Below are 14,692 nucleotides of genomic sequence, written 5' to 3' on the forward strand. Positions count from 1 at the left end.
AATTACCGCACCATCGTACGTGGCCTCGCAGCCACTGCGCTGCGGCCCGGGCGGCCCTTCACGCCTGCTGACGCCCGTCCTGATGTCCGAGCCACCCTGCCAGCTTGCCGCCGCGTCCGACGGCCCGCAGGCGGTCCTCCGCGGCGTCCCGTACGGGGTCGGTGGCGACGACGAGCAGTTCGTCGCCGCGCCGCAAGGTGGTCGCCGGCAGGGGGACGAAGCTGGCGCCGTCGCGCACGACGAGGGTTACGGCGGAGCCGGTGGGGAGGCGAAGTTCGTTGACTTCGACGCCGTGCATGCGCGAACCCTCGGGAATGGCGACGGAGAGCAGATGGCCCCGTAGCCGTTCGAGTGGAGCCGACTCGATCCCCAGGTCCGCGGGGCCGCTGCTCGCGCTGAGGCGCAGCCGCCGTGCGAGCCAGGGCAGTGTCGGGCCCTGGACAAGGGTGTAGAAGATCACCAGTACGAAGACGATATTGAAGATCCTGCGACTTTCGGACACTCCGGCCACCATCGGGATCGTGGCCAGCACGATGGGTACCGCGCCGCGCAGCCCCGCCCATGACATCAGGGCCTGCTCGCGCCAGGGGATGCGGAACGGCACCAGGCTGATCACGACCTCCGCGGGCCGCGCGAGCACGGTCAGGAACAGTCCGATGATCAGAGCGGGCATGACGTCGTCACCCAACTCGTGCGGCGTCACCAGCAGGCCGAGCAGGACGAACAGGCCGATCTGTGCGATCCAGCCCAGCCCTTCGGCGAAGCCGCGGGTCGCCGGCCGGTGCGGCAGCTTCGCATTGCCGAGGATGAGCGAGGCGATGTAGACAGCGAGGAAACCCGAGCCGTGCGCCATGGCGCCGGCCGCATAAGCGGCGACCGCGATGGCCATCACGGCGATCGGGTAGAGGCCGGAAGCCGGCAGGGCGACGTGCTTGAGGCCGTAGGCGCCGATCCAGCCCACCGCGAGCCCGATCGCTGCGCCGATCGTCAGCTCAAGGAGGATCTCGCCGAGCAGGTGATACCACGAATCGATCGGCCCGCTCGCCGAGAAGGCGACCACCATGATCACGACAGGCGCATCGTTGAACCCGGACTCGGCCTCGAGGACGCCGGTCACCCGCTTGGGCAGCGGCACATTGCGCAGCACCGAGAACACTGCGGCGGCGTCGGTGGACGACACGACCGCGCCGATGATCAGTGACTGCCGCCAGTCGAGTCCCACCGCGTAATGTGCCGCGCCCGCGGTGATGAACACGCTCACAAGGACGCCGACCGTCGACAGGGCGGCGGCGATAGGCATGACCGGTTTGATCTCATGCCATTTCGTACCAAGTCCACCTTCGGCGAGGATGACCACAAGAGCGGCATAACCCAGCACTTGAGTCAGTTCGACGTTGTCAAAGGTGAAGCCGAACGGACCGTCCTGGCCAATGGCGACGCCAATGCCGAGGTAGATGAGCAGCGTGGGCAGTCCACTCCGGGAGGCCACGCGGACGGCCACGACGGCGACCAGCAGCACTGCCGCGCCGACCAGCAGGATCTCGTTCAGGTGGTGGACAGTCAGGGGCCCGGTCCTTTCAACTTTGTTGCCGAGTCTAATATTTTACCCTCTCTTGACGTTGCATGGTCCACCTTATGGCAGGCCCGACTCCGAGTCCGGGGCCCACAAGGCATGCGCCTATGGTTGCCCTTGCACAACGAGCACCTTGATCATCTGGTCCGCCCTGCCCCTCGAAGGACAGCGATGCCCGCACGGAAGAAATCCCGCCGCGTACGCCTCATCGTGATCGCGATCGTGCTGCTGCTCGTGGCGGGCATCGGATACGGGTCGTACTGGAGCGTCAGCACGGTGCGTGCCTCGTTCCCGCAGACCACCGGCTCGCTCAAGCTGGCAGGCCTGTCCGCGCCGGTCGACGTCAAGCGCGACGCGTACGGCATTCCGCAGATCTACGCGGACACCCCCCAGGACCTCTTTCGCGCCCAGGGCTACGTCCAGGCGCAGGACCGCTTCTACGAGATGGACGTCCGCCGCCACCTCACCTCCGGACGGCTGTCGGAGATGTTCGGCAAGGGCCAGGTCGAGACGGACGCCTTCCTGCGCACTCTCAACTGGCACGGCATCGCGCAGGAGGAGTACGACCACAAGCTCGACGCCTCCACCAAGCAGTACCTCCAGGCCTACAGCGACGGTGTCAACGCGTACCTCAGCGACCACAGCGGTGCCGGACTCTCCGTCGAGTACGCGGCGCTGAAGTTCAGCAACAACTACAAGCCGGAGGCGTGGACACCCGTTGACTCGGTGGCCTGGCTCAAGGCGATGGCGTGGGATCTCCGCGGCAATATGCAGGACGAAATCGACCGGGCGCTGATGACGAGCCGGCTCAGCCAGGCGCAGGTCAAGGAGCTCTACCCCGCCTATCCCTACGACCGGAACCAGCCGATCGTCGACGCGGGCTCCGTCGATGCGATCACCGGCGAATACAAGCCGGCGGGTTCCTCCGGTCCGCAGGGGCTGAGCAACACCGTCGACAGCCAGCTTGCCGGAATCTCGCAGATCATCGACCAGATGCCGGCGATGCTCGGTCCGTCCGGCAGCGGCATCGGCTCCAACTCGTGGGTCGTGTCCGGCGCCTACACCACCACGGGCAAACCGCTGCTGGCGAACGACCCGCACTTGGCGCCGCAATTGCCGTCGCTCTGGTACCAGATGGGTCTGCACTGCCGCACAGTGAGCGACGCCTGCCCGTACGACGTGGCCGGCTACACCTTCTCGGGCCTGCCCGGTGTCGTCATCGGTCACAACCAGGACATCGCCTGGGGGCTGACCAACCTGGGTGCGGACGTCACCGACCTGTACCTGGAGAAGGTGACCGCGACCACGTACCTCCGCGACGGGAAGCAGAAGCCGTTCACGACCCGCAAGGAGGTCATCAAGGTCGCCGGCGGCAAGGACCGGGTCATCACCGTGCGGGGGACCAACAACGGTCCGCTGATCTCCGACCGCAGTGACGAGATCCGTGAGGTGGGACAGATCGCGCCCGTCACGGATCCGCCGGGCGGGGTCAACTCCGGATACGGGGTCGCCCTCAAATGGACGGCGCTGTCCCCTTCGAAGACGATGGACGCCGTCTTCGAACTGGACAGGGCGACGGACTTCGACAAGTTCCGGGCCGCCGCAGCCGACTTCGCGGTGCCGTCCCAGAACCTCATCTACGCGGACACCAAGAACCACATCGGCTACCAGGCCCCCGGGCAGGTACCGATCCGTCCTGCCGGCAACGACGGCACGTATCCCGTGCCCGGTTGGGACTCGCACTACGACTGGGGCAAGTACATTCCGTTCAGGTCCATGCCGTACGAGTACGACCCGAAGCGTGGATACATTGTGACGGCGAACCAGGCGGTCATCGACCAGAGCAAGTACCCGTTCCTGCTCACCCAGGACTGGGGATACGGCACCCGCAGCCAGCGCATCAACGACCTCATCGCCTCCAAGATCAAGGACGGTGGAAAGGTCTCGATGGACGACATGCAGTCGATGCAGGGCGACGACAGCAGCGAGATCGCCAAGCTGCTGGTTCCCTATCTTCTGAAAGTCGACATCTCCAACGACAAGAACAGTTATGTGCGTGACGCACAGAAGCTGCTGGAGGGCTGGGACTACAACCAGGACGCCGACTCCGCTCCCGCGGCGTACTTCAACGCGGTATGGCGCAATGTGCTCAAGCTCGCCTTCGGCAACAAGCTGCCGAAGGAACTGCGACCCGAGGGCCAGTGCCTGCGAGTGCCACCCGTCGGTCAGACCGGACCGGTCGACAACCTCGACGGCAAGGGCGTCGTCACCGTGCAGGAGTGCGGCGAGCGCGACCCGGCCGAGGCCCAGCCGGACGGCGGTGACCGGTGGTTCGAGGTGATGCGCAACATCCTTCCCGACCCGACCAACGCCTGGTGGACCATGTCCACCACTGCCTTCTTCGGCACGGACACGAACAAGGCGCACCACAGCGACCGCGACCAGCTGCTCGAGCAGGCCATGAAAGACGCCCGCTACGAGCTCACCGCCAATCTGGGCAAGGACATAAACACCTGGAGCTGGGGCCGGCTGCACAAGCTCGACCTGAAGAACCAGACGCTCGGAACGGACGGCCCGGGTGTGATCAAGTGGATGCTCAACCGGGGCCCCTGGCAGCTCAGCGGGGGAGAGGCGGCGGTGGACGCGACCGGCTGGAATGCGGCGGGCGGATACGACGTCGTCTGGGTGCCCTCCATGCGGATGATCGTCAACCTTCAGGACTTCGACAAGTCCCGCTGGATCAACCTCACCGGTGCGTCAGGTCACGCGTACAACGCCCACTACACCGACCAGACCGACAAGTGGGCCAACAACGAGCTGCTGCCCTGGTATTTCTCCGATGATCAGGTGGACGGCGCGGCCAAGGCGAAGATGGCGCTCACGCCGTAACCCGCCGTACATGGTGCGCGAAAACACGGCCCGGCCAGAACGCCGCGTCCTTGTGACGGAAAACGTCAAGCGCGAAAACCGTGCACTCCCTGAGGGGTGAGTGCGGCGTCCACGAGGTGGTCGTGCGGTTCCTTCGGGACCGATGCGACCACCTCGTGCGCGTAGACGAGCACGACGAGCGCCGGACGCGTGCCCGCCTGCCGGATGCGGTCGAGCGCGCGGTCGTACGAGCCGCCGCCGCGGCCCAGGCGCACGCCGTGCGCGTCCACCGCGAGACCCGGCAGCAGGACCAGCCGGACCTGGGTGACGGCGTCAGGTCCCAGTCGTGGGCCGGTCGGCTCGAAGAGCCCGCGCCTCGTACGTACCAGGGCGTCGGGACCGCTGTACTCGGCCCAGTCCAGGTCGTTGTCCGCTAGCAGGACGGGCAGCAGCACGCGGGTCCCCGCGTTCCGCACCGCCTCGATGAGCGGCCCTGTGGCGGGCTCCGTGCCCATGGAGACGTAGGCGGCGACAGCTCCCTTGCCAGCGCACTCGGGAAGGGCAAGTACCCTCTCCCTCAGGGCCGTTGCCGCCGCCTCGCGTTCACCGGCGGTCAACCCGGCCCTTGTGCGCAGGATGTGTGCCCGCAGCTTCGCTTTTTGCGTCCGGATCCCGCTCATACCATCCACGACCGCTGTATACCAGCTGTGATCCACAGGTACGGCATCTTCCGCGCATACACGAACGCTATGGTGGAGCGCATGACGCACACACGTACCCGGATCAGCAAGGCTGTCATCCCCGCAGCCGGTCTCGGCACCCGCTTCCTGCCGGCGACAAAGGCGACACCCAAGGAGATGCTCCCTGTGGTGGACAAGCCGGCGATTCAGTACGTGGTCGAGGAGGCCGTCTCGGCGCAGTTGTCCGATGTGCTGATGATCACCGGTCGGAACAAGCGGCCCCTGGAGGACCACTTCGACCGCAACTACGAGCTGGAAGAGGCGCTCACCCGCAAGGGTGACGAGTCGCGGCTCGCGAGGGTGCGTGAGTCGAGCGACCTGGCCACCATGCATTACGTGCGCCAGGGCGACCCCAAGGGCCTGGGCCATGCGGTGCTGTGCGCGGAACCACACGTGGGGGACCAGCCGTTCGCCGTACTGCTCGGCGACGACCTGATCGACCCCCGAGACCGGCTGCTCGCCCGCATGATCGACGTGCAGGAGCAGTACGGCGGCAGCGTGATCGCGCTGATGGAGGTGGCCCCGGAGCAGATCCATCTCTACGGTGCGGCCGCCATAGTGCCCACCGCGGACAGCGACGTCGTACGTGTCACTGACCTGGTGGAGAAGCCCGACAGTGATCAGGCGCCCTCCAGTTACGCGATCATCGGCCGGTACGTCCTGGATCCTGCCGTCTTCGACGCTATCCGGAAGGTCGTCCCCGGCCGCAATGACGAGATCCAGCTGACCGACGCACTGCGTGATCTTTCCCACCGGGACGACACGGGCGGCCCGGTACATGGCGTCGTCTTCACCGGCCGCCGCTACGACACCGGCGATCGAGGTGACTACCTGCGTGCGATTGTCCGACTGGCATGCGAACGTGACGATCTGGGGCCGGATTTCCGGACCTGGCTGCGTGCGTACGTCACTGAGGAGATGCAAGAGTGAGTCATGGCGCCGACCGTGTGTGGTCCGTCACTGAACACCTGGACAGCATTCTGGGTCAACTGAGCCCGCTTGAGCCGATCGAGCTGCAATTGCTCGACGCCCAGGGGTGTGTGCTGGTCGAGGACGTCACTGTGCCGGTGGCGCTGCCGCCGTTCGAGAACAGCTCCATGGACGGCTACGCAGTACGTGTCGCCGACACCAAGGCTGCGACGCTCGAACAGCCTGCAGTCCTTGAAGTGATCGGCGATGTCGCCGCGGGCAGCGATGTGCTGCCCACGGTCGGTCCGGGCCAGGCCGCCAGGATCATGACAGGCGCCCCGCTGCCGCCCGGAGCCGAGGCCGTTGTCCCCGTCGAATGGACGGACGGGGGCACCGGCGGAGGGCCGGCCACCACCATGGCCGCGCACAGCGTCGACCCGGCCGGCGCCGGCGGCGAGGTGCGGGTGCACCAGGCGGCAAAAGAGCGGCAGTTCGTCCGTGCCCGTGGCAGCGACGTCGCGGCGGGCGAGCTGGCGCTCGCCGCGGGCACGGTCCTCGGCGCCCCGCAGATCGGCCTGCTGGCGGCCATCGGCCGCGGCTCCGTCACCGTCAGGCCGCGCCCGCGGGTCGTCGTGGTGTCCACCGGCAGCGAGCTGGTGCAACCGGGCGAAGAACTCGGTCCCGGCCAGATCCACGACTCCAACAGCTTCGCCCTGACCGCTGCTGCCCGTGACGCCGGAGCCATCGCCTATCGCGTCGGCGCCGTCATCGACGAGGTCGAAACGCTGCGCGCCACCATCGAGGACCAGATGATCCGCGCCGACATCATCGTCACGACCGGCGGTGTGAGTGTCGGCGCGTATGACGTCGTAAAAGAAGCGCTGTCTTCGCTCGGCGGCGCAATGGGCGACGCCGAGGACGGTCCTGGCGGCAGTCCTGGGCGGGTCGAATTCCGCAGGCTCGCCATGCAGCCGGGCAAGCCGCAGGGCTTCGGCCGGATCGGTCCCGAGCGCATCCCGCTGCTGGCCCTGCCCGGCAACCCGGTCAGTGCCTACGTCTCCTTCGAACTCTTCGTCCGCCCCGCCGTCCGCACCCTGATGGGCGCCGGATCCGTGCACCGGGACGTCGTACGCGCAGCGTGCGTGACCCCGGTCGAGAAGTCGCCGGAAGGACGACGTCAATTCCTGCGCGGCCGGTACGACCAGGCCTCGGGCACTGTCACGGCGGTGGGCGGAGCGGGATCCCACCTTGTGGCGGCGCTCGCGCACGCCAACGCCCTGATCGTCGTCCCGGAGGCCGTGACCTCGCTGGAGGCCGGCAGCGAGGTCGACGTCGTGGTGCTGGACTAGCGCTTCCCGCCGGTGCGCGCGGGGCCCCGGGGCGGGGAGCCGCAGCTGCCGGTACGGTGTCTGCCCTAGAGACCGTACCGGGAGAACGATGAGCAGCGCGCAGCACCACCTCACCCACCTCGACGAGGCAGGCGCGGCCCGTATGGTCGATGTGTCGGCCAAGGACGTCACCGCCCGCACCGCCCGTGCGACCGGGCGCGTCCTGGTCAGCTCCGACGTCGTGGAACTGCTGCGCGGCGTCGGTATGCCCAAAGGCGACGCAATTGCCACGGCGCGGATCGCGGGCATCATGGGTGCCAAGCGGACCCCCGAACTGATTCCGCTGTGCCATCCGCTGGCCATCTCGGGTCTCACCGTCGACCTGGTTGTCGCGGACGACGCGGTGGAGATCACTGCCACGGTGAAGACCACGGACCGGACCGGTGTGGAGATGGAGGCGCTGACCGCTGTCAGTGTCGCGGCGCTCACCGTCGTCGACATGGTGAAGGCCGTGGACAAGTCGGCGGTCATCACCGACGTACGGGTCGAGGACAAGACCGGCGGCAAGTCCGGCGACTGGCAACGGTCATGACCGCTGGGACCGGTGCGCTTCGGGCACTCGCCGTCACCGCGTCCAATCGCGCTGCCGCGGGAGTGTACAAGGACCGTGGCGGCCCGTTGATCGTCGCGGCGCTGCAGACTCTCGGGTTCACGGTCGACGGGCCGCAGGTCGTCCCGGACGGTGAGCCGGTCGGTCAGGCGCTGCGGGCGGCAGCCGAGGCCGGCTACGACGTGGTGGTCACGACCGGAGGCACCGGTATCTCACCGACGGACCGCACGCCTGAGGCGACCCGGCAGGTGCTGGACTACGAAATCCCCGGTATTGCCGAGGCGATCCGAGCCCAGGGCCGGGAGAAGGTGCCCACCGCCGCGCTGTCCCGTGGCGTCGCGGGGGTCGCCGGCCGCACCTTGGTGGTGAACCTCCCCGGATCGACCGGCGGCGTCAAGGACGGGCTGACCGTACTCACCCCGTTCCTGGTGCACGCAGTTGATCAGATTCGGGGCGGCGATCATCCGACTTCCGTAACTTCGGAACCTTCAGTCCCTGGGAGACCGAGCTGAACGGGACCTGGCCGATGGAGCTGGTGGACGGTGACATCACCCTTCGCCCCATCAGAATGCGAGATCAGCGCGCGTGGCGTGAGGTCAACCGGCGCAACCGCGAGTGGCTGCGCCCCTGGGAGGCGACCGTGCCGCCCGCACCGCCCGGTCATATCGCACAGCGGCCGACATATCGACAAATGGTGCGTCATCTGCGCGGCGAGGCGAGCGCCGGCCGCATGCTGCCGTTCGTCATCGACTACCAGGGGCGGCTGGCGGGCCAGCTCACTGTCGCGGGCATTACCTGGGGGTCGATGTGCTCCGCGCACGTCGGCTACTGGGTGGACGAGGCGGTGGCAGGCCGCGGGGTGATGCCGACGTCCGTCGCACTCGCCGTCGACCATTGCTTCCGGCGTGTCGGGCTGCACCGTGTAGAGGTGTGCATTCGCCCCGAGAACGGGCCGAGTCGCCGGGTGGCGGAAAAGCTGGGCTTCCGGGAGGAAGGGCTCCGCCCGCGGTATCTCCATATCGACGGCGGATGGCGGGACCACCTGGTCTACGCGCTGACTGCGGAGGAAGTACCCGAGGGGCTCCTCAATCGCTGGCACCAGGCGAAGCCTGGCGCGTCCCAGAAATAAGACAATTGTTCGAAAATGAAGTCTATCGCAAAAAAATCTCGGCTTATCAGCCAGATCGTGCGACACACCGGGCCAAATTCCGTATGGCGTGTCCCGGTTCCCCCTACCGTGTAGCGCGTGAGCAGTAGCGGCCTCATCTATGCAGTCATCGTCGGGGCCTGGGCTGCCTATCTGGTGCCGATGTGGCTCCGTAGGCAGGACGAGCTCAACGAAGCGCGTCCGACAGAACGCTTCAGTACCGCCATCCGGCTGCTGTCCGGGCGGGCGGCGATGGAGCGGCGTGTCGCGAAAGCGCGAGGTGAGAGCGCCGAGCCCGGTGACGACGACGTCGAGGACGACCTCGACCCCGCGGATGTCGTGGACGTCCGCGGCCTTGCCGTGCCCGCGACCGAGGTGCGCCCGGCCGCCGGCCGCGACCGTACGACGGCGTCCGGCCCGGCAAGGCCGGACCCCCGCGCCAAGGTACTGGCCCGGCGGCGCCGTACGACCACGATGCTCTTCCTCGCCTTCACCGTCGGTGCCGTCGCCGCCGCAGTGGGTGGCGTGGCGCTGCTCTGGGTGCCCGCGGTCCCGGCCGCACTGCTGACGGTCTACATCGGCCAGATGCGCCGCCAGGAGCGCCGCCGGTACGAAGTGCGCCTGGACCAGCGACACGCCGCGGAGGCGGCGCGCCGGCTGCGTGCCCGGCCTGACCGCGGCCGCCCGGAGAGGGTACGCGCCGAACTGCCGGCCCCGCCCGTTCAGGAAGCGCCTCCCGTCCCGGCGGCCCCGGCGCCTTCGCCGCGTACCGCCGACCGGCGGGCGCTGGTCGAGCAGACGGACCACGCCGAGTGGGTCGACCAGCAGCGCGCCCAGCAGTCGGCCGACGACGGCTGGGACCCCGTACCCGTGCCGCTGCCGACCTACGTCACCGCCCCGGTCGCTCCGCGTACCACCGGCGGCGTGGACTTGGGCGCGCCCGACACCTGGAGCTCCGCCCGGTCGGGTACGACCCCGACCCCCGAGCCCACCGTGCCCCCGGCGGCCCCCACCGGCCGCCCGCGCCCGCGGACCGCCCGCACCCCGCTCTTCGACCAGTACGCCGACCCCGACCGGCCGCGTGCGGCCAACGAGTAGCCTTCCCGTCAGCCATATCGCGTTCACGACCACCCGCGCCGGGATGCTAGAGTTTCCTTCGTTGCAAGGGCCTGTGGCGCAGTCCGGTAGCGCACCTCGTTCGCATCGAGGGGGTCAGGGGTTCGAATCCCCTCAGGTCCACCGCACGACTGTTCACGAGTTATCTGGTGAGCGGTTGACGAGATCCCGTCCGATCTGATTGATCGGGCGGGATTTTGGCGTTTCCGGGGTCTGTTCGAGGCGCTGTCCGAACGTGGCCAGTGTCGGAGGCGGTTGCCTGGCGGTTGTCAGCTTGAGGTTTCGGGGTGGTTCCGGTGCGTGTGGCGTTCGGGGACCATCGGTGGGCGCGTGTGAGCCCGGCTGGTGGTGCTGGCGTCTCACGTGGTCGTGCGGATCTTCGGCTCTGCGGGTGGCGGCAGGCCGGCCTCGCGGGGTGTCTGGGCTGCCGATCCAGTGATCGTGACGACTTCCAGGGTGGTCGCGGTCGCTCGGGCTCCGCTGGTCTGTTGCCAGGCGAAGAGGATGTGCAGGTTGATGCTGCAGATCATCAGCGCGAGCAGGATGGTCTGCGCGACGCGGCCGTGGGCGGGCCGCTTGGTGGGGTCGGAGATGTCGATGCCGTGGCTCTTGGCCCTGCCGTTGAGGCCCTCGATGTTTGCCCGCTCGGGCCGGTAGGCGTCCTGCCAGGTGGGGTGGAGGTAGTGCCGGTCCTGGCGGAACTTGTCGAGCTTGCCGAGGGCGCCGGGACGGACGGTGATCGTGGGTTTCTGGCAGATCCGTGGCAGCTCGTTTTTGGGCAGTGGCCGCAGCCGTTCGCCTTGCGGGATCGGGACGGTGGGCTTGGCCGCGGCGTGTGCGGCGGTGGCCCGCTTGTTGTTGAGGTCCACCACGGCCGGCCGCGGTGCCGGGACGTGGTGGACCTGGTTGAAGCGGGGGCACGACACGGCGGGCGAGGGCCCGCTGGCCGGGCACTGGAGCCTGATCGCGCCCCGCTCGTCCGCGGACTGCTTGAGCCTGAGGAAGTACGGCTCCCGGGCGGTGATCAGATCGCCGAGCTCGGGGCTGTTGTCGATGCCGCGTACGGCTTTGTCGTCGAGCCCGGTGGTCGCGTGGGCCAGCGCGTCCGGCATGGCGGGGCAGGCGAGCGATCCGTCGACGAGAAGGGCACCATGGTGGGTGCCCTGGACACCCCGGTGTTGCTGTTTGTAGTCGAGGACCAGCTGGTAGCCCATGGTGCGGACCGGCTGGGCAAAGTGCTCGGTGACCTGGTCGGTGTAGGCGCGGTCGGCCGCCAGCAGACCTCTGGGGAAGCCGAACGGGGCCAGCCGGGCGAGGGAGTGGACCGCGTTGGGGCCGATGCGTTTGCCCGGTGTGTCCAGGACGAGGCCGAGTGCGAGTTGCGGATGGCGGCTGACGCGTTCACCGGCCTGCGGGTGCCCTGCGGGGTGCCGTCGGCTGGAGGCGACCAGAAGGCTGGCGGAGTGTCCGAAGATCCCTTCCTCGGAGCCTCCGCAGTAGTGCCAGCCGGCGGTGAGTTCGACGGAGGCCAAGCCGCGTCGTTCTTGGGGCGGCTGGTGCCAGGCGGGAATCGGGGTGGTGTCGGCGGCGATGTCGCCCCGCCAGCCCTTGAACAGGCCCCGGCGGTGAGCGAGGCGGACGGTGATCAGCACCAGACGGTCACTGACCTCTTGCAGCAGCTCCCGTCGGCGTGTGCGCTCTGCGTCCGTGTCCTCCCAGGCGGCTGCCACGACGCGGGCCTCCTCGGCGGGAAGCCGGCGTCGCCGGTCGCAGCGCAGGGGGTCGAGGGCGGTGGTCAGCCGGTCGAAGGAGCGGTAGACACGGCGGGAGAACGCGATCCTCGCGTGGTCGTCGGCACGGCTGCCGTCCGGGACGCCGAGCCACGACCGCGCGGGGGGCCGCAGCTCATCGAGCAGCACTCTGCAGACGTCCGCGAGGCTGGCGCTGCGGTGATAGTGCAACGCCAGCAGCGACCCCACCAGCACGGTCCGGACCGGAAGCCCGTTCGGACCTGGTCGGCCTTGCAGCTCGGTGTCGATCAGCTCAAGCACTCCAGACTCGTGCAGGAGCGCATCGAGCTGGCCGACCTTCGACTCGGGGATCGCGAAGGGTGCATCGGTGACCGGCCGCGGACGGCACTGCCTGATCTTTTCCGGGTTCCGCCACGCCCGGGGCCTGGTCACCGCTCCTCCGCGCCTCGCAAGAGCCGGGCCGCAGTCACCTCGTCCACAGGTGGCACCAGGTGCTGCCAGCGGGCCAGGGACGCGGCGGAAGCAAGGCCGGCCGCCTGGGCGATCAGATGGTGATCGATATGCGCACGCATCAACTCGACGATCCACGTCGCCCGCAACCGGCCCACCGACACCGCAGGCAGATCCCGCGGCGGCCGGTGGATCAGGGACCAGGAGCCGATCAGGTTCTTCGCGTACTCGACGGTCCGCCTCGGCCGGAACAAGTACCCGCCGCCAGCCCTCTCCGCCAGTTCGCCCAGGACCGTGTCCCATGCGGCCCGGGCGACGAGCGGGACCAGCCGCTCGACGCCCTTGTGCAGCAGCGGCCCGTCGACGCTCGGACGGCGCAGATCGATGCCCCGACTGGCCGCAACCTCCTTCGGCGTCAGCCCCAGACCGGCACCCAGCCCCAGCAGCGCGAGCGCGTCGGTCCTCTGCTGCCAGGGCAGATGGGTGGCCCAGTGCCGCAGTCCCGCCAACTCGCCTGCCGTGTAGGGCTGGTGCGGACTCACCTCGGCGTGCATCCGGGCCGGAGGCGCCTCCCCGCGCTCGCTCCAGGCCAGGGCGTCACGTACGCGCAACAGCCACGTCCGGTACGTCCGTACCGACGACGATTCGATCTCCCCAGCCCGCGAGAGCACGAACGCGTCGATCACCTCGTTGCGCAACCACGCGTCCGCAGACCGCTCGATCCCCGACGCCTCGGCCCACAACGCCAGCCTGCCGACCACGTGCAGCAGCCGCTCCACGTCATAGGGCACGGCTGTCACGGCCGCGGCGATGATCGACCGCACCACCGGCGCGACCTCGGCCCAGACCGGCGGAGCGCTCTTGGGCTGGTAGCGGGTGATCTTCGCGGACGTGACGGGATCAAGGACCACGGTCCATGCATACCGGCTGGACAAGCAGCCATTCCACAGCTGATCAACTTCAACGGACAGGATGGTGCGCGCATGGTCGGCGGACGCGCCCGCGCACGCTCCCCCAGGGAGCTGACCGACGATCCGGAAGCCTGGCCCGAACAGCCAAGCGCCGACATGGCCGCCGAAGCGGTCCGCCACATCGCCCGCACTCTCACCCGGGTCCTGGTCGACCGGGGCCTGAGCCTGCGCGCAACCGCCGCCGGCTCCGGAGTGAACAGGCAGGCCGTAGCCGACCTTCTCACGGGACGGTCCTGGCCGGACGTGGCCACCGTCGCCCGCCTCGCCCACTTCACCGGCGCCAACCTGTGGCCGGACAGCAGCAACATCGATCGGAAGAGAACGCATTGAGCCTCGATCCACGCCCGAAGACGCCAAAGGACGACCGGGCATGACGAAGTTCGTGGCTCACACGCCGAGGGGAGAGCGCCTCAACTACCCTCGGACGCGCGGGAGCCACCTGCCAGGCGGGCGCTCACGCACCCGGCACCGCCGAGCTGATTGGTAGTCCCTCGGCGGTGCCACCTGAAAACGCCGCGCGCTCGCGGCCCAGATTCACTCCCTGGCATCCCTCCGCTGCCGGTCTCCGGCGGGGGCGATTGCGAACCAGGCGGTCGGCCCCTCGACTACTTGGCCTTCCTTGACGAGCGTCTTCAACCGGGACCGGGTCGTCTCGACTCTCCGCCCCTTCGAAGTGTCCGTGACGTCCTCGCCGATCGCCGCAGCGATGTCCTGGACCTTCATCGCCCGCCCTGCCCCCGCCAGAAGCACCAGCATCCGCTCTCGGGCGACCTCCCAACCCAGCCGACCCGAAGATGGCGGGGCCTCGTCCGGACCAGAAGCACCAGCAGGCCGTCCCTTCAGAGCTCCTGCTTGCGGGGTACTGCCTGCGCCGACCGGGTCGTGCTCTTGCGGCCCGGCCTCCCCACGCCCGTCGATGACATGCTCCTCACCCGTGAGGGAAAGCAACGTCTCCCGGGTGATCGACAGGTGGGCCAGCCGCTCCTCCGCCTGCGCGACCTTGTCGCGCAGTGCGGCCAACTCACCGCGCACGATGGCCTCTTCAACATCCAGACGGTCGAACAGCGACGTCATCCCGGCCCCTGCCTTCGCTCAGCCGACACCCCTGGACCTGCGGCACTCCAGGTCCCAGACAAACGTAGAGGGAGCAATATCAAGATCGCAGAGTGTGACCGCAGATGTCCCCAAATGACCACGCGTGCCTACTGCTGCCTGCACCGCTTCAGCGA

Annotated in this window: 13 protein-coding genes and 1 tRNA gene; 9 read left to right on the forward strand and 5 right to left on the reverse strand. The window is 68.5% G+C overall.

The features are described 5' to 3' along the window. Positions 1 to 58: 58 nt before the first annotated feature. Complete coding sequence (locus OHA86_RS23745; RefSeq protein ID WP_329182524.1) at positions 59 to 1,600, reverse strand: potassium/proton antiporter; 1,542 nt, start codon at positions 1,598 to 1,600, stop codon at positions 59 to 61. Between the two features lie 144 nt (positions 1,601 to 1,744). On the opposite strand from OHA86_RS23745, the gene OHA86_RS23750 reads away from it, so the two are divergent. Continuing rightward, positions 1,745 to 4,462: a penicillin acylase family protein gene (locus OHA86_RS23750; protein ID WP_329178316.1), complete on the forward strand. Its 2,718-nt coding sequence runs from the start codon at positions 1,745 to 1,747 to the stop codon at positions 4,460 to 4,462. A 65-nt stretch (positions 4,463 to 4,527) separates the two neighbouring features. On the opposite strand, the gene OHA86_RS23755 is transcribed toward OHA86_RS23750, so the two are convergent. Then, on the reverse strand, positions 4,528 to 5,121 hold the full coding sequence (locus OHA86_RS23755; RefSeq protein ID WP_329178318.1) for a 5-formyltetrahydrofolate cyclo-ligase: 594 nt from the start codon (positions 5,119 to 5,121) through the stop codon (positions 4,528 to 4,530). 81 nt (positions 5,122 to 5,202) lie between these two features. Here OHA86_RS23755 and galU point away from each other — a divergent pair, with 81 nt between their 5' ends. From galU to OHA86_RS23790, 7 genes are all read left to right on the forward strand, one after another. Next, a complete protein-coding gene (gene galU, locus OHA86_RS23760; RefSeq protein ID WP_329178320.1) occupies positions 5,203 to 6,111 on the forward strand; it encodes a UTP--glucose-1-phosphate uridylyltransferase GalU in 909 nt (302 codons plus the stop codon). Continuing rightward, the gene (gene glp, locus OHA86_RS23765) at positions 6,108 to 7,439 is read left to right on the forward strand and encodes a molybdotransferase-like divisome protein Glp (protein WP_329178322.1); all 1,332 of its coding nucleotides are present in this window, start codon (positions 6,108 to 6,110) and stop codon (positions 7,437 to 7,439) included. The genes galU and glp overlap by 4 nt, the downstream gene beginning before the upstream one ends. A gap of 88 nt (positions 7,440 to 7,527) precedes the next feature. After that, the gene (gene moaC, locus OHA86_RS23770) at positions 7,528 to 8,010 is read left to right on the forward strand and encodes a cyclic pyranopterin monophosphate synthase MoaC (protein ID WP_329178323.1); all 483 of its coding nucleotides are present in this window, start codon (positions 7,528 to 7,530) and stop codon (positions 8,008 to 8,010) included. Then, positions 8,007 to 8,540: a MogA/MoaB family molybdenum cofactor biosynthesis protein gene (locus OHA86_RS23775; RefSeq protein ID WP_329178324.1), complete on the forward strand. Its 534-nt coding sequence runs from the start codon at positions 8,007 to 8,009 to the stop codon at positions 8,538 to 8,540. Before moaC ends, OHA86_RS23775 begins: the two co-directional genes overlap by 4 nt. A gap of 14 nt (positions 8,541 to 8,554) precedes the next feature. Beyond that, positions 8,555 to 9,157 carry a GNAT family N-acetyltransferase gene (locus OHA86_RS23780; protein ID WP_443071860.1) on the forward strand — a complete coding sequence of 201 codons (603 nt, stop codon included), beginning with the start codon at positions 8,555 to 8,557 and terminating at the stop codon, positions 9,155 to 9,157. Positions 9,158 to 9,274: 117 nt separating this feature from the next. After that, positions 9,275 to 10,273 (forward strand): divisome protein SepX/GlpR, encoded by a 999-nt coding sequence (gene sepX, locus OHA86_RS23785; protein WP_329178326.1) that lies wholly within the window; start codon positions 9,275 to 9,277, stop codon positions 10,271 to 10,273. Positions 10,274 to 10,340: 67 nt separating this feature from the next. Then, a tRNA-Ala gene (locus OHA86_RS23790) sits at positions 10,341 to 10,414 on the forward strand. Between the two features lie 236 nt (positions 10,415 to 10,650). On the opposite strand, the gene OHA86_RS23795 is transcribed toward OHA86_RS23790, so the two are convergent. Next, positions 10,651 to 12,474 carry a hypothetical protein gene (locus OHA86_RS23795; RefSeq protein WP_329176857.1) on the reverse strand — a complete coding sequence of 608 codons (1,824 nt, stop codon included), beginning with the start codon at positions 12,472 to 12,474 and terminating at the stop codon, positions 10,651 to 10,653. Then, positions 12,471 to 13,403 (reverse strand): hypothetical protein, encoded by a 933-nt coding sequence (locus OHA86_RS23800; protein WP_329176859.1) that lies wholly within the window; start codon positions 13,401 to 13,403, stop codon positions 12,471 to 12,473. Before OHA86_RS23800 ends, OHA86_RS23795 begins: the two co-directional genes overlap by 4 nt. A 72-nt stretch (positions 13,404 to 13,475) precedes the next feature. Between OHA86_RS23800 and OHA86_RS23805 the strand changes: the two genes are divergently transcribed. Continuing rightward, positions 13,476 to 13,793: a helix-turn-helix domain-containing protein gene (locus OHA86_RS23805; protein ID WP_329176861.1), complete on the forward strand. Its 318-nt coding sequence runs from the start codon at positions 13,476 to 13,478 to the stop codon at positions 13,791 to 13,793. 204 nt (positions 13,794 to 13,997) lie between these two features. On the opposite strand, the gene OHA86_RS23810 is transcribed toward OHA86_RS23805, so the two are convergent. Then, the gene (locus tag OHA86_RS23810; RefSeq protein WP_329176862.1) at positions 13,998 to 14,537 is read right to left on the reverse strand and encodes a hypothetical protein; all 540 of its coding nucleotides are present in this window, start codon (positions 14,535 to 14,537) and stop codon (positions 13,998 to 14,000) included. Positions 14,538 to 14,692 lie beyond the last annotated feature (155 nt).

The organism is Streptomyces sp. NBC_01477 (assembly GCF_036227245.1).
GTDB lineage: Bacteria > Actinomycetota > Actinomycetes > Streptomycetales > Streptomycetaceae > Actinacidiphila.